17 protein-coding genes are annotated in these 20203 nt (G+C 71.1%); 4 read left to right on the top strand and 13 right to left on the bottom strand.

The window, feature by feature from the left end:
- Positions 1–198: 198 nt before the first annotated feature.
- Both ACVJ1F_RS15255 and ACVJ1F_RS15250 read right to left on the bottom strand, forming a co-directional pair.
- The gene (locus ACVJ1F_RS15255; protein WP_456887260.1) at positions 199–1353 is read right to left on the bottom strand and encodes a cystathionine gamma-synthase; all 1155 of its coding nucleotides are present in this window, start codon (positions 1351–1353) and stop codon (positions 199–201) included.
- Positions 1354–1443: 90 nt separating this feature from the next.
- Positions 1444–2808 (bottom strand): cystathionine beta-synthase, encoded by a 1365-nt coding sequence (locus ACVJ1F_RS15250; RefSeq protein WP_456887258.1) that lies wholly within the window; start codon positions 2806–2808, stop codon positions 1444–1446.
- A 244-nt stretch (positions 2809–3052) separates the two neighbouring features.
- On the opposite strand from ACVJ1F_RS15250, the gene ACVJ1F_RS15245 reads away from it, so the two are divergent.
- Together ACVJ1F_RS15245 and ACVJ1F_RS15240 are read left to right on the top strand one after the other, a co-directional pair.
- The gene (locus ACVJ1F_RS15245; RefSeq protein ID WP_456887256.1) at positions 3053–3727 is read left to right on the top strand and encodes a DUF3105 domain-containing protein; all 675 of its coding nucleotides are present in this window, start codon (positions 3053–3055) and stop codon (positions 3725–3727) included.
- Entirely contained in the window at positions 3724–4458 is a 735-nt protein-coding gene (locus ACVJ1F_RS15240; RefSeq protein WP_456887254.1) for a DUF305 domain-containing protein, read from the top strand. Before ACVJ1F_RS15245 ends, ACVJ1F_RS15240 begins: the two co-directional genes overlap by 4 nt.
- Before the next feature lie 15 nt (positions 4459–4473).
- Here the strand turns inward: ACVJ1F_RS15240 and ACVJ1F_RS15235 are convergent, their stop codons facing one another.
- Positions 4474–6348 (bottom strand): ABC transporter ATP-binding protein, encoded by a 1875-nt coding sequence (locus tag ACVJ1F_RS15235; RefSeq protein ID WP_123570508.1) that lies wholly within the window; start codon positions 6346–6348, stop codon positions 4474–4476.
- 236 nt (positions 6349–6584) lie between these two features.
- On the opposite strand from ACVJ1F_RS15235, the gene ACVJ1F_RS15230 reads away from it, so the two are divergent.
- A complete protein-coding gene (locus ACVJ1F_RS15230; RefSeq protein WP_277960195.1) occupies positions 6585–8180 on the top strand; it encodes a LuxR C-terminal-related transcriptional regulator in 1596 nt (531 codons plus the stop codon).
- Positions 8181–8222: 42 nt separating this feature from the next.
- Positions 8223–9665: an APC family permease gene (locus ACVJ1F_RS15225; RefSeq protein ID WP_456887251.1), complete on the top strand. Its 1443-nt coding sequence runs from the start codon at positions 8223–8225 to the stop codon at positions 9663–9665.
- A gap of 129 nt (positions 9666–9794) precedes the next feature.
- On the opposite strand, the gene rplL is transcribed toward ACVJ1F_RS15225, so the two are convergent.
- The 10 genes from rplL to ACVJ1F_RS15175 all read right to left on the bottom strand — a co-directional run bounded on the left by rplL (position 9795) and on the right by ACVJ1F_RS15175 (position 19970).
- Positions 9795–10178, bottom strand: a complete 384-nt coding sequence (gene rplL / locus ACVJ1F_RS15220) for a 50S ribosomal protein L7/L12 (RefSeq protein ID WP_056046519.1) — start codon at positions 10176–10178, stop codon at positions 9795–9797.
- 49 nt (positions 10179–10227) lie between these two features.
- Positions 10228–10743, bottom strand: a complete 516-nt coding sequence (rplJ, locus tag ACVJ1F_RS15215) for a 50S ribosomal protein L10 (protein ID WP_043592926.1) — start codon at positions 10741–10743, stop codon at positions 10228–10230.
- 246 nt (positions 10744–10989) lie between these two features.
- A complete protein-coding gene (locus ACVJ1F_RS15210; RefSeq protein WP_267658747.1) occupies positions 10990–12597 on the bottom strand; it encodes a sensor histidine kinase in 1608 nt (535 codons plus the stop codon).
- A complete protein-coding gene (locus tag ACVJ1F_RS15205; RefSeq protein WP_056046521.1) occupies positions 12594–13352 on the bottom strand; it encodes a response regulator transcription factor in 759 nt (252 codons plus the stop codon). The genes ACVJ1F_RS15210 and ACVJ1F_RS15205 overlap by 4 nt, the downstream gene beginning before the upstream one ends.
- Before the next feature lie 102 nt (positions 13353–13454).
- Positions 13455–14420, bottom strand: a complete 966-nt coding sequence (locus tag ACVJ1F_RS15200) for a biopolymer transporter Tol (protein WP_456887248.1) — start codon at positions 14418–14420, stop codon at positions 13455–13457.
- A gap of 15 nt (positions 14421–14435) precedes the next feature.
- Entirely contained in the window at positions 14436–15449 is a 1014-nt protein-coding gene (locus ACVJ1F_RS15195) for a sugar phosphate isomerase/epimerase family protein (RefSeq protein ID WP_056047744.1), read from the bottom strand.
- 80 nt (positions 15450–15529) lie between these two features.
- Positions 15530–16702, bottom strand: a complete 1173-nt coding sequence (locus tag ACVJ1F_RS15190; protein ID WP_456887246.1) for a Gfo/Idh/MocA family protein — start codon at positions 16700–16702, stop codon at positions 15530–15532.
- Positions 16699–17538 carry a carbohydrate ABC transporter permease gene (locus ACVJ1F_RS15185; protein WP_043592933.1) on the bottom strand — a complete coding sequence of 280 codons (840 nt, stop codon included), beginning with the start codon at positions 17536–17538 and terminating at the stop codon, positions 16699–16701. The genes ACVJ1F_RS15190 and ACVJ1F_RS15185 overlap by 4 nt, the downstream gene beginning before the upstream one ends.
- Positions 17531–18526, bottom strand: coding sequence for a carbohydrate ABC transporter permease (locus tag ACVJ1F_RS15180; protein WP_082460311.1), 996 nt, complete (start codon positions 18524–18526; stop codon positions 17531–17533). The genes ACVJ1F_RS15185 and ACVJ1F_RS15180 overlap by 8 nt, the downstream gene beginning before the upstream one ends.
- Before the next feature lie 79 nt (positions 18527–18605).
- Positions 18606–19970, bottom strand: coding sequence for an ABC transporter substrate-binding protein (locus tag ACVJ1F_RS15175; RefSeq protein WP_233568362.1), 1365 nt, complete (start codon positions 19968–19970; stop codon positions 18606–18608).
- Between the last annotated feature and the right edge of the window lie 233 nt (positions 19971–20203).

Raw genomic sequence — 20203 nt, 5'->3', positions numbered from 1 at the left:
GGCCGGGGTTTTGGGCCGGCCCCCGGGGGGGGGGGCCGCCCCCCGCCCCCCGGGGGGGGGGGGCGCCCCGGGGGGGGGGGGGGGGGGGGGGGGTGGGGGGGGGCCCGGGGGGGGGGGGGGGGGGGGGGGGGGCCGGGGGGGGGGGGGGGGGGGGGGGCCCCCCCCCCCCCCCGCCTCCGTCGTCTCTCGCGAGGTCGCCTACGCGTCGAGGCGGGCGAGCGCCTGCGTGACGTCGCCGAGCAGGTCGTCGACGTCCTCGATGCCGACCGACAGCCGCACGATCGAGTCGGGCACCTCGAGCTCGGTGCCGCGCACCGAGGCGTGGGTCATCTCGCTCGGGTAGCCGATCAGCGACTCGACGCCGCCGAGCGACTCGGCCAGCTGGAACAGCTCGGTCGACTCGGCGAACCGTCGGGCCGCGGCGGCACCCGCGCTCAGCTGCACCGAGAGCATGCCGCCGAACGCCCGCATCTGCCGGGCGGCGAGTTCGTGGCCCGGGTGGGACTCGAGCCCCGGGTAGTAGACGCGCTCGACCGCCGCGTGCCCCTCGAGGGCCCGGGCGATGGCGAGGGCGTTCGACGAGTGGCGGTCGACGCGCACGCCGAGCGTCTTGATGCCGCGCACCGTGAGCCACGCCTCCATCGGCGCCGACACGGCACCGACGCCGAACTGGACGAAGCCGACCTTCGCGGCGAGCTCGTCGTCGCGCACGACGACGGCCCCGCCCACGACGTCCGAGTGACCGCCGATGTACTTCGTCGTCGAGTGGACGACCGCGTCGGCCCCCAGGGCGAGGGGCTGCTGCAGGTACGGCGACGCGAACGTGTTGTCGACGACGACGACGGCCCCGACCGCGTGCCCGATCTCGGCGAGCGCCGCGATGTCGCTGATCTTCATCAGCGGGTTGCTCGGGGTCTCGACCCAGAGCACGGCCGTCGGGGCGGCCTGGACCGCGGCGCGCACGGCGTCGAGGTCGCTCATCTCGACGGTGTCGAGCGTGACGCCCCAGGGCACCCACACCCGGTTGACGAGGCGGTGCGTGCCGCCGTAGACGTCGTTGCCCATGACGATGCGCGTGCCGGGCGCCAGGACCGAACGCAGCAGCGCGTCCTCGGCCGACAGCCCCGAGGCGAAGCTGAACGCGGCGCTGCCGCCCTCGAGGTCGGCGAGCAGGGTCTGCAGCGAGTCGCGCGTCGGGTTCGCCGACCGCGCGTACTCGTAGCCGCCGCGGAACCCGCCGATGCCGTCCTGGACGAACGTGGACGACTGGTAGATCGGGGGGACGACGGCACCGGTGGTGGGGTCGAAGTCCTGGCCGGCGTGGATCGCCCTGGTCGAGAAGCCGTGGGTCATGGGATGTCCTTTCGAGGGGGACGGGTGGTGCAGACGGAGGGACGAGGAGGCGCGGGCCGGGCCGCCGGGTGACGGTGCCGCCCCGGCCGCTCAGGAGGACATGAAGGAGAGGACGTCCTGGCGGGTGACGACGCCGACCGGGCGGCCGTCGTCGGTGACGAGCAGGGCGTCGACGGACTCGAGCGCGGACCGGGCCGCCGAGACGGGTTCGTTCACGCCGATCAGGGGCAGGGGGTCGCCGAGGTACGCCGAGACGGCGTCGCCCATGGTCGCGCCGCCGCGGAAGATGGCCTCGAGCAACGCCTTCTCCTCGATGGCGCCGACGACCTCGCCGATGACGACCGGGGGCTCGGCCGAGAGCACGGGCATCTGCGAGACGCCGTAGGTCTTCATGATGCCGATCACGTCGTGGACGGTGTCGGACGGGTGGGCGTGGACGAGGTCGGGCAGCTGCCCGGTCTTGGAGGCGATCAGGTCGCGGACCGACCGCTCGTCGTGGCTGACGCCGAAGCCGTACGAGCGCATCCACGCGTCGTTGAAGATCTTGCCGAGGTAGCCGCGCCCGCCGTCGGGCAGCAGGGCGACGACGACGTCGTCCGGGCCGAGCTCGCGGGCCACGTCGAGGGCGGCCGCGACGGCCAGGCCGGACGAGCCGCCGACCAGCAGTCCCTCCTCGCGGGCGAGGCGCCGGGTCAGCTCGAACGAACGGGCGTCGTCCGCGGCGATGATGCGGTCGACGACCGAGGGGTCGTAGGCGGCCGGCCAGAAGTCCTCGCCGACGCCCTCGAGCAGGTAGGGACGACCGGTGCCCCCGCTGTAGACGCTGCCCTCGGGATCGGCGCCGACGACCTGCACCGCGCCTCCGGACACCTCTTTGAGGTAGCGGCCGGTACCGCTGATGGTGCCGCCGGTGCCCACGCCCGCGACGAAGTGCGTGATGCGGCCGTCGGTGTCGCGCCAGATCTCGGGGCCCGTCGTCTCGTAGTGGCTGAGCGGCCCGTTGGGGTTGGCGTACTGGTTCGGCTTGAACGCCCCGGGGATCTCGCGCGCGAGGCGGTCGGAGACGCTGTAGTAGGACTCGGGGCTGGTCGGCTCGACGGCGGTCGGCGTGACGACGATCTCGGCGCCGTAGGCCTTGAGCACGTTGCGCTTGTCCTCGCCGACCTTGTCGGGCAGGACGAAGACGCAGCGGTAGCCGCGCTGCTGGGCGACGAGGGCGAGGCCCACCCCGGTGTTGCCGCTGGTCGGCTCGACGATGGTGCCCCCGGGCCCGAGCAGCCCGTCGCGCTCGGCCGCGTCGATGATGCGCGTCGCGATGCGGTCCTTCGACGAACCACCCGGGTTGACGTACTCGACCTTGACGAGCACGGTCGCCGTGATGCCCTCGGTCACCTTGTTCAGCTTGACGAGCGGCGTGTCACCGATCAGGTCGAGGACGGTCTCGGCGTACTTCACGGGTGCTCCGGTTCTCGCGGGGCCCTCGTGGGGCGCGCGCAGGTCGACGACTCGGGTGGTCGGGTCGGTCGGGGCGTCCCGCCGGACCCGTTCGTCGAGTCTAACGACGGGGTCGTGGCGTGTGACGGAGGGTCGGCGGGCCCGACCTGCTGGCACGCGCCTCCCAGGCAGTCGTGAGAGAAAATGGTTGACGCATCCACGATCGGGTGCGTCCCGACCACCTCCCCGACCCCAGAGGACCCCCGTGGCCAGCAGCGACAAGCCGACCGACAAACCCACCGTCAAGCAGCAGCGAGACGCCCGGCGTCACGAGAAGGTGGCCGAGCTCAAGCGGCAACAGGCCCGGGCGAAGCGCAACCGCACCATCGGCATCGTCACCGCCTCGGTCGCGGGCGCGGCGGCGATCGCGCTGGTCGTCACCTTCGTCGTGACGAGCGGCCAGCCGCGGCAGGACCCCCAGGCCATCGAGATCGACGGCGTGAAGACCTACTCCGACCTCACCGCGAACCACGTCGGCGGCAGCGTCGACTACGCGATGACCCCTCCCGCGGGCGGCGACCACAACCAGATCTGGCTGAACTGCGGCGTCTACACCGAGCCCGTGCCGAACGAGAACGCCGTCCACGACCTCGAGCACGGCGCCGTCTGGTTCACCTACGACCCCGAGCAGGTCAGCGAGGGCGAGATCGAGGCGCTGCGCGACTTCGCCCCCGACACGTACGCGGTCGTCTCGCCCTACGAGGGCCTCGACTCCCCCATGTACGTCTCGGCCTGGGGCGCCCAGTTGCCCTTCGCGAACGTGACCGACGACGAGGCCAGCGTGTCCGACTTCGTCACCAAGTACTGGAAGTCCACGAACGCCCCCGAGCCCGGTGCGCCGTGCAGCGGCGGCGTGGACGGCACCGGCAAGATCGCGTGACGGCACCGGGGCACGACGACGACGCGACCGACGGGGCGGGGCCGCACCGCGCCTCCTCGGGTCGTCGGCTGAGGCTGGTGATCGCGGGGGTCCTGACCGTGGCGATCGTGCTGCTGGTCGGCGTCGCGCTCGGGCGGCTCAGCTCGCCCACCCCGGTCACGCCCGGCACGGACAGCGTCGAGGCGGGGTTCTCGCGCGACATGCAGGTGCACCACGAGCAGGCCGTGCAGATGGCGATGATGGTCCGCGACCGGACCGACGACCCCGCGGTCCGCTCGTTGGCCTACGACTTGGCCCTCACGCAGTCGCAGCAGGCCGGTCAGATGTACGCCTGGCTCGAGCTGTGGCGCCTGCCGCAGGCGCCCTCGGAGCCGACCATGACCTGGATGACCCGTCCGACCCTCGACGGGGACTACGGCAGCCACCACATGACCGACGACGGAGGCGCGGGCGGCTCGGCCACGCCCGTCGCCACCCACGAACCCGGCGGCCGCATGCCGGGGCTGGCGACCGACGAGCAGCTCGCGTCCCTGGACTCCGCGAACGGCGTCGACGCCGAGCGGATCTTCCTGACCTTGATGATCGCGCACCACGAGGGCGGCATCGAGATGGCCGACGCCGTCCTGGCGCGCAGCGAGGTGCCGCAGGTGCGGGCCTTCGCCTCGGGCATGCTGCAGACGCAGCAGAGCGAGGTCGACGCCATGCAGGCGATGCTCGTCGAGCGCGGCTGACGGGACGCCGCAGCGCTACGACGACACCTGCTGCCCGTACAGCTCGGCGTACACCCCGCCCAGGGCCAGCAGCTCGTCGTGCGTCCCCCGCTCGACGACGCGACCGGCCACCACGACGAACACGACGTCGGCGTCGCGCACGGTCGAGAGCCGGTGCGCGATGGCGATCGTCGTCCGGCCACGGGTCGCCGTGTCGAGGGCCTCTTGCACCACGCGCTCGGACACCGTGTCGAGGGCGCTCGTCGCCTCGTCGAGGACCATGACGGCGGGGTCCTTCAACAGGACGCGAGCGATGGCGATGCGTTGTTTCTCACCGCCCGAGAGCCGATAACCCCGCTCGCCCACGATCGTGTCGTAACCGTCGGGGAACGACGCGATCGTCTCGTGGATGTTCGCCTGCCGGGCTGCGTCGACCAGCTGTTCGTCGGTCGCGTCGGGTCGCGCGTACCGGAGGTTGTCGCCGATGCTGGCGTGGAAGAGGTAGGTCTCTTGGCTGACGATGCCGATGTTGCCGACCAGCGATTCTTGGTCGAGGCGCCGGACGTCGGTGCCGGCGAAGCGCACCGCTCCGCCGGACGCCTCGTAGAACCGCGGGATCAGGTACGAGACGGTCGTCTTGCCGGCACCGCTCGGGCCGACGAAGGCGGCGAACTGACCCGGTGCGATGTCGAACGAGACGCCGTCGAGGGTCTTCTGCCCGGGCTCGGCGTCGGGGTACGAGAACGAGACGTCGTCGAACTCGACCCGGCCGAGCTGCGTCTCGTCGACCGGCTCGGCCGAGGGGTCGTTCGTGATCGCCGGGTGGAGGTCGAGGTACTCGAAGATGCGGGCGAACAGCGCTCCGGAGGTCTGCAGGTCGAGGGCCACCCGCAGCAGCCCCATGAGCGGGAAGGTCAAGCGGGCCTGCACCGTGGTGAAGGCCACGATCGTGCCCGCCGTCACGGGCACGTCACGGAGGATCAGCCAGGCCGCGACCAGGTAGATGAGGGCGGGGATGACCGAGAGGAAGATCTGGACGACGGCGAAGAACCACTGCCCGCTCATCTGCTGACGCACCTGCAACCCGATCTGGGTGCGGTTCTCGGCCGAGTAGCGCTCGACCTCGGCGCGCTGCTGGTTGAAGCTCTTCGCCAACAGGATGCCGCTGACGCTCAGCGCCTCCTGCGTGATGGCGGTCATGTCGCTGAGCGACTCCTGCGTCTTGGTGGCGATGCGGGCGCGCACCTGGCCCACCCGTCGCTGGGCCACCACCAGCAGCGGCAGCAGGACGACCGTGACGACGGTCATCTGCCAGCTGAGCACGAGCATGGACACGAAGGCCGCGATGACCGTGACCGTGTTGCCGAGGACGCTCGAGATGGTGTTGCTCAGCACGTTCGCGACGCCGCCGACGTCGTTCTGCAGGCGCGACTGGATGACCCCGGTCTTGGTGCGGGTGAAGAACGCGAGCTCCATGCGCTGCAGGTGGCCGAAGAGGCGGATGCGCAACGCACCCATCACCTTGTTGCCGACCGTGGCGGTCAGGTACGTCTGCCAGACGCCGATGCCGGCGGACAGCACCCAGAGTCCCACCATGGCGCCCACGAGTTCGAGCAGCACGGGCACGTCGGGACCGCCCTGGGGGAACAACCCCCGGTCGAACGCCTGCTTGGTGAGCAGCGGTGGAGCCACGCTGACGGCGGCCCCGATCAGGACGAGCACGACGGTGACGACGAGGGCTCGCCGGTGCGGGGCGAACAGGCCGCGGATGCGACGGAACAGGTCGGGGATGCGCGGCGCGGTGGCGTTCGCCGCACGCTGGGCCTCGGCGTCGCCGCTCGAGACCCGGCCGGACCCGCCCGGTCGGCCTCCGCCCCGGGGACCGCCTGCGGGGGCGTGCATCGAACTCATGCGGTCAGCGTAGGCCCGACCCCCGTCACGAGTGGCCCACCGTCGGACGCCGACGCCGCGACACGCCGTAGAACGACCGTTCGTCCCCCAGTTGTAGGCGCAATGCCCGACAGACCATACGGCGTAATGAACACTCAGTTTAGTATGGCGGTGTCGGTGCACCTGACCAGGCTCCGGCAGCCGCGTTCTCCCTACCCGACGGGCGAGCCTCCCGAAGCGGCCGAGCTAGGACCATCGTGAACACGTCGAACCCCACGGCCGTCGAACCGCCGAGTGCCGAACTGCAGCCCGCCGACCACCGGGCCGCTCTCGATGCCATCGAGCAGGGCTGGACCCAGATCGCCCCCTTGCAGGGAGCGCGTCTGCGCGAGGCCATCCGCTCGACGCCCGAAGAGGAATGGCGCGGCCGACCCCGCATCCTGCTCGCCCTGGCGGCGAGCCACCGCTCGGTCGGCTCCCGCTCGCGCAGTGCGGCCCTGCCCTGGTTCCGCGGCGTCGCCAAGGCGCTCGACGCCGACCCCGACCTGCCGCTCGACATCCGGGCGGGCTACCACGTGCACCTCGGGGCGTCGCTGCGCACCCTCGGCAACTTCGTCGTGGCCCACGAGCACCTCGAGGTCGCCCGGACCCTCATCGAGAACGACCTCGCCGAGTCCATCAGCGTGCGCATCTCGCTCAGCGCCTCCTTCTCGTTGCAGCTCGGCCTCATCCGGCTGCACTACGGCGAGATCGACCAGGCCCGCTTCGCCCTGAGCCTCGCGAACGGTCTCGGCGAGGACCACCTCAGCACCGCCGAGCGGGTCGAGTGCCTCTCGGCGCTCGCCTTCGTCGCGATGCTGATCGGCGACTTCGACCTCGCCGACCGCCACGTCGACCTCGCCCGCGAGCTCGCCGACGGCACCGACCTGCTGGGGAGCTCGTTCGGGGCCCTCACCCAGATCACGCGCGTGCACCTCGCCCTCGAACGCGGCGAGGCCGTGAGCGGCCACGAGGGCCTGCTCGCCGACGTGCGGCAGGCGTCGCGCGGCAGCGACTGGGAGGCGCTCGGCCTGTTCGCCGAAGCGCACGTGCTGCTGTCCGAGGGCCGCTACATCGAGGTGCTCGACCTGCTGGCGCGGATCACCCGCACCATCGACGGGTTCACCGGGCACAGTGCCCTCACCGACTCGGCCACGGTGTTGCGGGCCGAGACCATGCGCCTGCTCGGTCAGCCGCACGAGGCCCGTCGACTCGCGTCGTCGGTGACGTCGTCGCACCACCACATCCGCTGTCCCGGTCGCGTGCTCGCCCTCGTGCACCTCGCCGCCGGTGAGCCCGAGGCCGCCCTCGAGGCGCTCGAGCCGTGCCTCGCCATCGGCGACCTGCACAGCGAGCGCACGATGGGCCAGGTCCACGCCCTCCAGGCGGCCGCACACCTCGCCCTCGGCGACGCCCCGCACAGCGACATCGCCTTCGACCAGGCCCTGCTGAGCGCGGGTCACAACGGGTCGATCTGGCTCTTCGCCACCCTGCCGGAGGACGTCCTCGACCACCTCGTGCAGCGCGCCGTCGGCCGTCGTCAGCCGGCCGCCATCGTCGGGGTGCTCGACCGCCTGCGCGGGACCACGGCCGACGTCGTGCCGCAGCTCGCCGAGCCGCTGAGCGACCGCGAGCTCGTGATCGTCCGGCACCTGGCCACCGGTCAGACCCTCGGCCAGATCGGCAGCCAGCTGTTCATCTCGGTCAACACCGTCAAGAGCCACGTCCGCAGCATCTACCGCAAGCTGCAGGCGTCGTCGCGGCGCGAGGCGATGACCCGCGTCAAGCAGCTCGGCCTCGACCTCGACGACTAGGGACGAGGAGGCGCGGTGCCGGCCGTGGGGTAACCTCTCGCGGTGCCCCACGAGTCCCGCGTCACGTCCCGTCCGTCCCTCGTCGCCCAGCTGAGGGCGCGCAAACCCCTCGAGGCCTACGTCGCCGAGAGCGCGGCCTCCGCCGACGGCGGCCCCCGTCTGCGACGCACCCTGGGCGTCTGGCACCTCACGGCGATCAGCATCGGGGCGACCCTCGGCACGGGCATCCTGGTCGTGCTGGGCACCGCCGTCCCGCTGGCCGGCCCGGCGGTCTGGATCTCGTTCGTGCTCGCGGGCGTCGCGGCCCTGCTGTCGGCCCTGTCGTACGCCGAGATGGCGGGCAGCGTGCCCGTGTCGGGGTCGAGCTACTCGTACGCGTACGCGACGCTCGGCGAGGGTGTCGCGTGGGTCTGCGGGTGGTGCCTCGTGCTCGAGTACGCCGTCTCGGTCGCGGCCGTCGCCGTCGGGGCGGGGCAGTACGTGAACGAGGCCCTCGACGTGTTCGGGCTCGCCCTGCCGGCCGCGATCGCCGAGCCACCGGGCGCCGGCGGCGTCCTCAACCTGCCCGCCGCGGTCCTCGTCCTGCTCGCCACCCTCGTGCTCGTTCCCGGCGCCCGGGAGAGCGCCTGGGTCAACACCCTGCTCGTCGTCGTCAAGGTGGCGCTCCTCGTGTTCTTCGTCGCCGTCGCCTTCACGGCCTTCCACGCCGGGAACTTCGAGCCGCTGGCACCGATGGGCGCGGCCGGCGTCTCGGCGGCGGCCTCGCGCCTGTTCTTCTCGTACATCGGCTTCGACGCGGCGTCCACGGCCGGCGAAGAGGCCCGTGACGCGAAGCGCGACCTGCCGCGCGCCATCATCGCCTCGATCGTGATCATCACGGTGCTCTACATCCTGGTGGCCGTCGCCGCGATCGGTGCTCGCCCGTGGACCACCTTCACCGACGGTGAGGCGACCCTCGTCACGATCGTCGCCGACATCACGGGACAGCCGTGGGTCGCCTTCCTCTTCGCCGTCACCGCCGTGGCGGCGATCGCGAGCGTCGTGTTGACGGTGCTCTACGGTCAGACGCGCATCTTCGTCTCGATGGCACGCGACGGGCTCGTGCCCCGCGTCCTCGGCCGCGTCTCGGCGCGCACGCAGACCCCCGTCGCCGGCACCCTCATCGTCGGCGGAGCCGTGGCCGTCGCGGCGGCGGTGATCCCCCTGGGCGCCCTGGCCGACGCGACGAGCATCGGCACGCTCTTCGCCTTCGCCCTGGTCAACGTGTCGGTCATCTGGCTGCGCCGCAACCGCCCGGAGCTCGACCGCACCTACAAGGTGCCGCTCTACCCGCTGACCCCGGTCCTCGGCTGCGCCTTCTGCGTGCTGCTCATGGTGACCCTCGGGTGGGTCACCTGGGCGGCCTTCGCCGTCTGGATGGTCGTGGGCACCGCGGTGTACCTCGGGTACGGCCGCCGACACTCGGTCCTGGCCCGCGCCTCGTGACCCGGCCGTCCGTGTGGTCGGCGCGCCCCACCGGAAACGCCAGAAGGCGCCACCCCGGGGGGTGGCGCCTTCCGTGTGGTGCTGAGCAGACGTGCCGCTCAAGCGCAGAGGGCCGCGAGGGCCCGCCGACTACTTGAGGGTGATCGTCGCGCCGGCGGCCTCGAGCTGAGCCTTGGCCTTCTCGGCGGCGTCCTTCGTGGCACCCTCGAGGACGGTGCTGGGGGCACCGTCGACGACGGCCTTGGCCTCGCCGAGACCGAGGCTCGTGAGCGCGCGGACCTCTTTGATGACCTGGATCTTCTTGTCGCCGGCGGCCTCGAGCACGACGTCGAAAGCGGTCTGCTCTTCGACCTCTTCAGCGGCGGCGGCGGGGCCGGCGGCACCGGCAGCGGCCACGGGGGCAGCAGCGGTGACCTCGAAGACCTCTTCGAACTTCTTCACGAAGTCGCTGAGCTCGATGAGCGTGAGCTCCTTGAAGGCCTCGATCAATTCGTCCTGCGTGAGCTTCGCCATGGTGTTCTCCTTATGGGTTTTCTAAAGTGTGGGTTGGTACGACAGCTGTTTAGCTGTCGGCTTCCTGCTTGGCACGCAGCGCCTCGACCGTGCGAACGGCCTGGGACAGCGGTGCCTGGAACAGGTAGGCAGCACCGAACAGCGAAGCCTTGAAGGCGCCGGCCAGTTTGCCCAGCAGCACCTCTCGGGACTCGAGATCGGCGAGCTGCTTGACCTCGTCTGCCGTGAGCGGGTTACCGTCGAAGTAACCGTTCTTCACGATCAGAGCGGGGTGTGCCTTGGCGAAGTCACGCAGGCTCTTGGCGACGGCGACAGGGTCACCGTGCACGAAGGCGATCGCAGACGGTCCGACGAGTTCGTCGTCGAACGAGCTGATTCCGGCGTTGTTGGCCGCGATCTTGCTGAGCGTGTTCTTCACCACGGCGTACGTCGCGTCTGCACTGATGGACTTGCGGAGCTCTTTCAGCTCGGCAACAGTGAGACCGCGGTACTCGGTGAGCAGGACGGCGGTCGAGTCACGGAAGTTGTCCGTGAGCTCGGCGACCGATGCTTCCTTGTTCGCCATGGCTCTCCTAAAACGTGGGTGTGCCGGCAGCCCCCGGGAACTCGACTCGGCCGCGCCGAGACCGGCGCCGCACCAATGAAAAAAGCTCCGGCGCAAGCGCACGGAGCTGGATCTCTTCGAGAAGAGGAACGACTTCACACACCTGCGCTGGTCGCTCTCTCTCGAGAACCTTCGGCACCCGTCTGCGAGCAGACGACTACAACCGGCGGTCTTGGGCTTTGTACAGAGTAGACGCAGGAGGCGCGCTCACGCAAGTCGCGCCTCCTCGGCTTCGTGGTGGGGTGCGTCCGCGGGCGTCGCGAGCGGCAGGCGGACGGTGAAGGTCGCTCCCCCGGCCGAGCTCGCGACGTCGACGGTGCCGCCGTGGGAGTGGACGACGGCCTGGACGATCGCGAGGCCGAGCCCCGTGGAGCCGGCCTTCCGCGACCGCGAGCTGTCGGCGCGGGCGAACCGCTCGAACAGCACGGGCAGCACGGCCGGGTCGATGCCCGGCCCGTCGTCGGCGACCGAGACGACGGCCTCCCCCGACGTGTCGTCGACCGTGAGCGAGACGTGCACGTGGGTGCCGTCGGGCGTGTGGGTGCGCACGTTCGTCAACAGGTTCGCGACGATCTGGTGCAGGCGCATGGCGTCACCCGACACGGTCACCGGCTCGTCGGGCACGTACACGTCGACGTCGTGCGTGGGTCCGGCGACGTGGGCGTCGTTGACCGTGTCGAGCACGACCCTGGTCAGGTCGACGTCGCCCGTGACGAGGTCGCGACCCTCGTCGAGGCGGGCGAGCAGCAGGAGGTCCTCGACGAGCGAGGTCATCCGCAGCGACTCCGACTCGATGCGGCCCATGGCGTAGACCACGTCGTCGGGCAGTCCGGTGTTCATGCGGCGGGTCAGCTCGGCGTAGCCGCGGACCGACGCGAGCGGGGTGCGCAGCTCGTGCGAGGCGTCGGCCACGAACTGCCGCACCTTGTTCTCGCTCTGCTGACGGGCCTCGAGGGCCCCGGCCACGTGGCCCAGCATGCGGTTGAGCGACGCACCGACGCGGCCGACCTCGGTGCGGGTGTCGGCGTCGGCCTCGTCGACGCGTTCCGCGAGGGCCACCTCGCCGCGGTCGAGCGGCAGTTCGGCGACCCGCAGCGCCGTGTCGGACATGCGCTCGAGCGGGCGGAGGGCGCTCCGCACGACCCCGTAGGCGATCGCGATCGCGACCGCGAGGCCGATGAGGGTCACCGCGAGGATCGTGACCACCATGACCGTGATGGTGCGGTCGACGCTGCTCGTCGGCAGACCGACGACGAGGTACGCCGGCGTGGTGGCGAGGGAGCCCGACGTGGTGGTCGTCTGGTAGCCGACCGCGAGCGACTCCACCCGGTACGACCCCAGCGCCGACCCGAGCGAGACGGACTCGGGCGCGGTCGAGCCGGCGACGGTCGTCACGACCGAGGTCAGGTCGTCGGTCAGGCGCGGCGTGACGACCCGACCCGACTGCTCGACCTGGTACGCCGCCACGACCGTCCCGTTCACGACGACGGCCGTGAAGGTGCCGGGCGACTGCCGCGGGCCCGAGAGGTCGTCGCCGTCGGGCGTCAGGTAGGGCCGGCTCGTCGAGCCCTGCGCGTTCACCATGGGCACGGAGCGGCCCGTCGCCCCCTCGAGCTCGTCGTCGAGCTGACGCATGAGCGACGCCTGGAGCACGAACACGCTGACCGAGCCGATCACGATGGTCAGCAGCACCACGAGCGCGACGATGCTGAGGATCAGGCGGTTGCGCAGCGTGAGCGGCCCGGCGAGACCGGGCGCCCGGCCCACCAGGCCCCGGAGGCGCGAGCCCACCCGGGCGGGCAGGGCATCGCTCACGACGTGGGCTTGATCACGTAACCGACGCCGCGCACGGTGTGGATCATCGGCTCTTCGCCGACGTCGATCTTCTTGCGCAGGTACGAGATGTAGATCTCGACGACGCTGGACTTGCCGCCGAAGTCGTAGCTCCAGACCCGGTCGAGGATCTGCGCCTTGCTCAGCACGCGGCGCGGGTTGCGCATCAGGAAGCGCAGCAGCTCGAACTCGGTCGCGGTCAGCTCGATCTCGCGACCGGCGCGCGTCACCTCGTAGCTCTCCTCGTCGAGCACGAGGTCGCCGACGACGATGCGCGAGTCGCCCGCCTCGCTGATGGCCGAGGCCGACCGGCGGATCAGGCCACGCAGGCGGGCCACGACCTCTTCGAGCGAGAACGGCTTGGTGACGTAGTCGTCGCCCCCGGCGGTGAGACCCGACACGCGGTCCTCGACGCTGTCCTTCGCGGTGAGGAACAGGATCGGGGTGTCGTCACCGCTCGACCGCAGTCGACCCAGCACCTGGATGCCGTCGATGTCGGGCAGCATCCAGTCGAGCACGATCGCGTCGGGCTTGAACTCGCGCGCCGTGGCGAGGGCCGCCTGACCGTCGGAGGCCGCCTTGACGTCCCATCCCTCGTAGCGGAGGGCCATCGAGAGCAGGTCGGTGAGACTGTTCTCGTCGTCGACGACGAGGACTCGGAGAGGCGTTCCGTCGGCACGGGTGAGGCGGGGGGCCGAGGCGGTGGCGGGGGTCGTTGTGGTCACCTCTCCAAGTATCGAGTGGTTCCTATGAACCGACTGTGATCGGTCCATGAGCAGGCTGCGCATCGTCCCCGGCGACCCGCGGGGGCCGAGAGCACCCGGGGTGCCGGGCGCGCGTCAGGCGGACGGGTAGTCGGCGCAGGCGAAACGAGCCGAGTCCGGGGCCCAGCAGGGCACGTTGATCGTGCCCTGGCCGCCGAAGAGGGCGAGCACGTCGCTTGGCGCCCGGCCCGGCACGGGCAGGCCGTCGGGACCGAGGGGCAGGGTGCGCAGCACGACGTCGCGGTTCTCGGGGTGGCCGAGCGTGCCGGGCTCGAACGACACCCAGAGCAGCGTCGAGCCGTCGGGCGACACGTGCGGGAACCAGTTGACCCGTTCGTCGTCGGTCACCTGCACGACGTCTCCGCCGTCCAGGCGGCTCCGGAAGAGCTGCGCGTGGCCGGCGACCCCCGCGGAGGCGCGTTCCGAGTTGGCCCACAGCCACGCCCCGTCCGGAGAGAACTCGGCCCCGTCGTCGGGGTGCTCGTCGTCGGTCACCGGCGTGGTCGCGCCGTCGGCGAGCGAGACCAGGGCGACGTTCGTGCGCCATCCGGCCCGCGCCTCCTCGTCGTCCGGGTCGTCGACCGGTGCCGGCAGGGCGCCGACGATCACGCTGAGCGTGGCACCGTCGGGCGAGACGCCGTGCAGGTAGTTCTTGTGGTTGCGGCCCGCGGGGTGGTCGCGCGTCACGCGGCGGGCGGTGCCGCCCGGGGTCACGCCGTCCCACGGCACCTCGTACAGGTGGCCGTCCCGGGCGCTCACGATCACGGCCCCCTGGTCGGGAACGATCACGTGGTCGTTGTTGATCTCGGGCACGTCGCCCATCGGCACCGGCTCGAGCGCGGTCTCGTCGACCCCACGGGCGTCGGCGGGCACCCGCCAGAGCAGGCCGTCGCCGTTGACGACGAGCCATCGACCGTCGGGGCTCCAGTTCGGGGCCTCGACGAGCACGCGGGTGCTCTCGAGGACGACCTCGACGTCGCCGGTCGCGGGGTCGACGACGAGCAGGCGGCTCCGTTGGCCGGGCAGCAGGGTTCGGGGCATGGGATCAGTCTGCCGTCACTGGTTCGAGAAGGCGGCGTCGAAGGAGGCGCTCGGCCGTCTCCAGAGGAGTGAACGGATGTAGGCGAGCGCCTCGGGAGCACCGTGCAACCGGTCCATGCCCGCGTCCTCCCACTCGATCGAGATCGGGCCGTCGTAGCCGATCGCGTCGAGGGCGCGGAAGGCGTCCTCCCACTTCATGTCGCCGTGGCCGGTCGAGACGAAGTCCCAGCCCCGGCGGGGGTCGCCCCAGGGCAGGTGGGAGCCGAGCACGCCCGAGCGCCCGCTGACGGGCTTGATGCGGGTGTCCTTGCAGTCAACGTGGAAGATCCGGTCGGCGAAGTCGGTGATGAACGACACCGTGTCGACCCCCTGCCAGAGCATGTGCGAGGGGTCCCAGTTGAAGCCGAAGGCCGACCGGTGCTCGATGGCCTCGAGCGCCCGGACGCTCGTCCAGTGGTCGTAGGCGATCTCGCTCGGGTGCACCTCGTGGGCGAACCGGACGCCCTCGGCGTCGAACACGTCGAGGATGGGGTTCCAGCGGTCGGCGAAGTCCTGGTATCCGGCGTCGATCACGCTCGCCGGGACCGGCGGGAACATCGCCACGTAGGGCCAGATCTTCGAGCCGGTGAAGCCGACGACGGTGTCGACGCCCATCTTGCGGGCCACCCGCGCCGCCCGCTTCATGTCCTCCGCGGCCCGCTGCCGGACGCCCTCGGGCTCGCCGTCGCCCCAGGTGGACGGGCGCACGATCGCCTGGTGCCGGAAGTCGATCGGGTCGTCGCAGACCGCCTGCCCGGTAAGGTGGTTCGAGATCGCCCAGACCCCCAGGCCGTGCCGCTCGAGCACGTCGAGTCGCGACCGCAGGTACGCGTCGTCCTGGTCGGCGCGCTCGAGGTCGAGGTGGTCGCCCGACGCGGCGATCTCGAGGCCGTCGTAGCCCCACCCGGCGGCGAGTGCCGCGACCTCCTCGAAGGGCAGGTCGGCCCACTGGCCGGTGAACAGGGTGACGGGGCGGGAGCTCTCGGCCATGGGTTCCTTCTCGGGGGCGACGGGGGTGCGGGCGGGCAGCGGGGGCGGTGCGGGCGGCGACGGGGTCGGGACGGGCGGGGTCAGGGCAGGTCGACCCACCGGCGCGACGCGGCGGACGCGAGGACCGCCTCGGTCACCCGGACGGCGCGCAGGCCGTCGACGAAGGTGGGCAGCCCCTCGGGGGTCCCGCCCCGGACGGCGTCGTGGGCGTCGCGCACGAACCCGGCGAACGCGTCGACGTAGCCCATCGGGTGCCCGGCGGGGACGGTCGACAGGCGGGCGGCGTCGGGTGCGAGCACGGCCGCGTCGCGGGCCACGAGTTGCGTGCCCGACCGGCGTCCGACCCAGAGCGTCTCGGGCTCCTCCTGCGAGAACTCGAGGCTCTCGGCGGTGCCCGACAGGTCGAGCAGGAGGCGGTTCTTGCGACCCGGCGCGACCTGCGACACGAAGAGGGTGCCGATCGCCCCCCGTGCCGTCTCGAACACGACGGCCGCCTCGTCCTCGGTGTCGACCGACGAGCCCCCGCGGTGGGTGTGCACGGTGGTGGTCGTCGAGGTCAGCCGGGCCAGCCGGTCGCCCAGGACGAACTCGAGCAGGTCGACCAGGTGGCTGCCGATGTCGGCGAAGGCGCGTGACGGACCGCCCGCGGCCGAGTCGACCCGCCAGTCGACGTCGTCGCTGTCGAGCAACCAGTCCTGCAGGTACGAACCCCGGACGCTCAGCACGCGGCCGACCTCGCCCGTGGCGACGCGGGCCCGGGCCTCGCGCACCATCGGGTGGTAGCGGTAGACGAAGGGCACGGCACCGACCAGTCGCCCGGCCCGGGCGGCCTCGACCAGGGTCTCGGCCTCGGCGCTCGAGGTCGCCAGCGGCTTCTCGCAGACCACGTGCTTGCCGGCGGCGAGCGCCGCCAGCGCGACGGGCGCGTGCGTGGCGTTCGGCGAGCAGACGTGCACGACGTCGACGCCGGGATCGGTCACGAGGTCGTCGACGCTCTCGTGGGAGGTGTCGACGCCCAGGGACGCCGCCGCGTGGGCCGCGCTGGCGGCGCTCGAGGAGGCGAGGGCGACCACGCGGGCACCGGCCGACCGCGCGGCGCCGGCGTGCACGCGCGCCATGAAGCCGCCGCCCACGATGCCGACGCGCAGGGGTTCGACGCGACCCGCGCCTCCTCGGCTCGGTGCTGCCCGGCCGGCCGGGCCGGCGGTGGCGCCCACCGGCCCCACCGCCGTGGCCACGGCCGGCTCGGTCACTTCACGGCCCCCGACGACAGTCCGGTGATCAAGTGTTTCTGCACGAGCATGAAGCCTATGAGCACGGGCAGCGAGACGACGACCGAGGCGGCCATGAGCTGGTTCCAGTAGACGTCCTGCTGCGAGGCGTAGGCGCGGAGGCCGATGGAGAGCGTGCGCGTGTCCTTGCTCGTCAGCACCGAGGCGAAGAGCACCTCGCCCCAGGCCGTGATGAAGGCGTAGACCGCGACCGCGATGATGCCCGGCTTGGCGACCGGGATGATCACGCGGAACAGGGCACCGAGGCGACCCGTGCCGTCGATCATCGACGCCTCCTCGAGCTCTTTCGGGATCGACGCGAAGTAGCCCGTCAGCATCCAGATCGAGAACGGCAGCGAGAACGTCATGTAGGTGATGATCAGGCCGAGGTAGCTGCCGGTCAGCTGCACGCCGACCGTGCGCTGGATCTGCACGAAGATCAGGAACAGCGGCAACAGGAACAGGATGCCCGGGAACATCTGCGTCGACAGCACGACCAGGCTGAAGCTGCGCTGGCCCTTGAACCGCAGGCGGGCCAGCGAGTACGCGGCGAGCACGGCCATGGCCACCGACAGCACCGTCGCCGAGATCGTGACGATCAGGCTGTTCTTGAAGTACGACGCCAGCGGCACCGTCTGCCAGATCTGCACGTACGGCTCGAGCGTCACCCGGCTGGGGATCCAAGTGAACAAGCCCTGGACGTCGGCGAGCGGCTTGATCGACGTGGTCAGCACCACGTAGAGCGGGACGACCACCACGAGCGACAGGAAGGCCAGCCCGAAGAAGCGGAAGACCTTGAACCCACGGGTCTCAATCATCGTGTTGTCCCTTCGGCAGAACCATGCGGATGTAGAACGCCGACGCGATCAGCAGCACGACCAGGAGCATCACGCTCATGGCACCGCCGAGGCCGAAGTTCCAGTTGTTGAACGACTGCTGGTAGATCAACGGCGAGATGAGCGTCGCCTGCTCGGGCGACGCCGGGCCGAAGAGCACGTAGGGCACGTTGAACTGGTTGAAGATCCACAGGCTCATGATCAGCAGCAGCACGGCGTTGGCCGGCTTGACCATGGGCAGGGTGATCTGGGTGAACTGCTTCCAGAGGCTGGCGCCGTCGAGGCTCGCGGCCTCGTAGACGTCGCCCGGGATGTTCTGCAGCGCGGCGAGCAGCATCAGGAAGGCGAAGGGCCAGAACTGCCACGCCGTCACGATGACGATGGCCCAGAACGAGTTGCCGCCGAGCAGCCAGAAGGGGCGGTCCTGCAGGATGCCGAGGTCGTCCACCAGGAAGCGGTTGATGGCCCCGTCGCGCTGGTTGAACATGAAGGCCCAGGCGATGGTGCCGACGTACGACGGCAGGGCGTAGGGCACGAGGAAGAGCGTGCGGAGGATGCCGCGGCCCTTGAACGAGCTGGTCAGGAGCACCGCGCCGAGCATGCCCATGCTCCAGGCGATGGCCACCACGATGACGGTGAACATCAGCGTGCGCCCCAGGGCCCCGTACAGCTGGCCGGCGATGGGCGAGGACGGGTCGAGCGCGGTGACGAAGTTCTGCAGGCCGACGAAGGGCGCGTTGACCCAGTTGGCGATGCTGAGCTGGTTCAGCGTGATGAACGCGATCCAGATGCCGAGCACCATCGGGACGATGTGGACGAGCAGTTCGGCCAGGGCGGCGGGCGCCACCAGGAAGTAGGCGAGCGGCGATCGGTGCTTCTTGCGCTTGGCCGGCTCGATCGGGGCCTGCTGGTGCGGGTCGGGCGGGAGGTCTTTCTCGGCGGTGGCGGGGGGCAGGACGTTGACGGTCATGAGGGTCCTCTCGGGGCCTGGGTGGCGGGGGCGGCCGGTCGATCGGACCGGCCGCCCCCGTCACGGGCGGTGGGACGGGCTACTGACCCGAGCTCATCTGGCTGTTCGCGTCCTCGAGGGCCGACTTGACGTCGGACTCGCTGACGGAACCGCCCTGGGCTGCGGTGGCGAGGAGGTTCTTGATCGCGGTGCCGACCAAGGTCTCCATCTGCCCCTCGGAGGGGTAGAGGGGCATGGGCTGGGCGTGGTCCTCGAGGATCGTCTGCTTCAGCTTGATCGTGTCCGACTGGAACGCCGGGTCGTCGTACGCGCTCGTGACCACGGGCAGCGAGCTGAACGCCTTGTTCAGGTACACCTGCTCGGAGTCGCTCGTCAGGTGCTTGACGAAGTCGATCGCCGCGTCCTTGTTGCCGCTGTTCTCGAAGACGCTCACGTTGATGCCGGCCACGTGGCTCTGGGTGCCCAGCAGACCGGTCGCGTCGGCGGACTCCATCGGCACGGGTGCCGCGGCGTAGTCGGTGAAGTCGCGGGCCGAGAGGTTCGCGTCGGGGGCCTGGTCGAAGAACATCGCGGCCTTGTCGTCCGCGAACGTCGCCGCCATGTCCGAACCGTTCACGCTCTCGGCATCGGACGGTGAGACCACCTTGTCGACCGCCATGAGGTCGACCCACTCCTTGACGCCCTTGACGACGCCGTCGTTGCCGAAGTCGGGCTCGCCGTCCTCGTCGTACAGCGCGCCTCCGTTCTGCAGGCCCCGGACGAACGCCTGGTGGGCGTTGTTCGAGATGCTCGACCCGGCCATGGTGACGCCCCACTGGTCGATCGTGCCGTCGCCGTCGGTGTCGACCGTCAGCTTCTTGGCGTCCTCGACGAACTCGTCCCAGGTGGCGGGCGGGGTGGTGATGCCCGCGGCCTCGAACATCTTCGTGTTGTAGTACAGCGAGTACGACAGCCCGTAGAGCGGGATCGACGTGGGTGCCTGACCCTCGGCACCGCCGGTGGCGAAGCTGGACTGCACGAAGCGGTCCTGGCCACCGACCTGGTCGAGGGCGTCGCCCTCCCAGGGCACGAAGGCGCCGCTGGACTGCAGCGACACCGCCCAGGTGTTGCCGATGTTGAGGACGTCGGGCCCCTCGCCGCTCGAGACGGCGGTGAGGATGCGGTTGTAGAGGTCGGACCACGGGATGACCTCGAGGTCGACCTTGACGCCGGTCTCCTCCGTGTAGCGGTCGATGCTCTCCTGCAGGATCTCGGCGTCCTTCTCGACCGTCGGAGCCTGGTTGCTGGCCCAGTAGGTGATCGTGTCGGCGTCGCCGCTGCCGCCCGAGGCGCTGCAGGCGGTCATCGATCCGACGGAGAGGGCTCCGACCGCGAGGGCGGCGAGCCAACGGAACTTCGTTTGCATGACTTCTCCTGGTGTCTCTTCTTCGAGATTTCTCTTCATCGAGTGAGGGAAGGGGTGGTGCGGGGGTTCGTGGTGCTGTGGTGACTCCGGTGGTGCGGGTGGTGCGGGTGGTGCGGGTGGTGCGCTCAAGGGGTGGGCGGGTCGGGAGGCGCGGGGGGGGGGGGGGGGGGGGGGCCGGCCCCCCCCCCCCCCCCCCCCCGCGGGGGGGGGGGGGGGGCCCCCCGCCCGCCCCCCCCGGGGGGCGGCGGAGGGGGGGTAGTCGGCGGCCCCCC

This window comes from Frigoribacterium sp. 2355, from assembly GCF_054060695.1.
The sequence above is the reverse complement of the archived record's forward strand: the minus strand, read 5'-3'. Positions and strand labels throughout refer to the sequence as shown.

What these genes read in the sequence shown, in the direction of transcription:
- ACVJ1F_RS15255 (WP_456887260.1), bottom strand. Translation starts at nt 1,353, where the DNA reads ATGACCCACGGCTTCTCGACCAGGGCGATCCACGCCGGCCAGGACTTC.
- ACVJ1F_RS15235 (WP_123570508.1), bottom strand. Translation starts at nt 6,348, where the DNA reads ATGAGTTCGATGCACGCCCCCGCAGGCGGTCCCCGGGGCGGAGGCCGA.
- rplL (WP_056046519.1), bottom strand. Translation starts at nt 10,178, where the DNA reads ATGGCGAAGCTCACGCAGGACGAATTGATCGAGGCCTTCAAGGAGCTC.
- rplJ (WP_043592926.1), bottom strand. Translation starts at nt 10,743, where the DNA reads ATGGCGAACAAGGAAGCATCGGTCGCCGAGCTCACGGACAACTTCCGT.
- ACVJ1F_RS15200 (WP_456887248.1), bottom strand. Translation starts at nt 14,420, where the DNA reads ATGCCCCGAACCCTGCTGCCCGGCCAACGGAGCCGCCTGCTCGTCGTC.
- ACVJ1F_RS15195 (WP_056047744.1), bottom strand. Translation starts at nt 15,449, where the DNA reads ATGGCCGAGAGCTCCCGCCCCGTCACCCTGTTCACCGGCCAGTGGGCC.
- ACVJ1F_RS15185 (WP_043592933.1), bottom strand. Translation starts at nt 17,538, where the DNA reads ATGATTGAGACCCGTGGGTTCAAGGTCTTCCGCTTCTTCGGGCTGGCC.
- ACVJ1F_RS15180 (WP_082460311.1), bottom strand. Translation starts at nt 18,526, where the DNA reads ATGACCGTCAACGTCCTGCCCCCCGCCACCGCCGAGAAAGACCTCCCG.
- ACVJ1F_RS15175 (WP_233568362.1), bottom strand. Translation starts at nt 19,970, where the DNA reads ATGAAGAGAAATCTCGAAGAAGAGACACCAGGAGAAGTCATGCAAACG.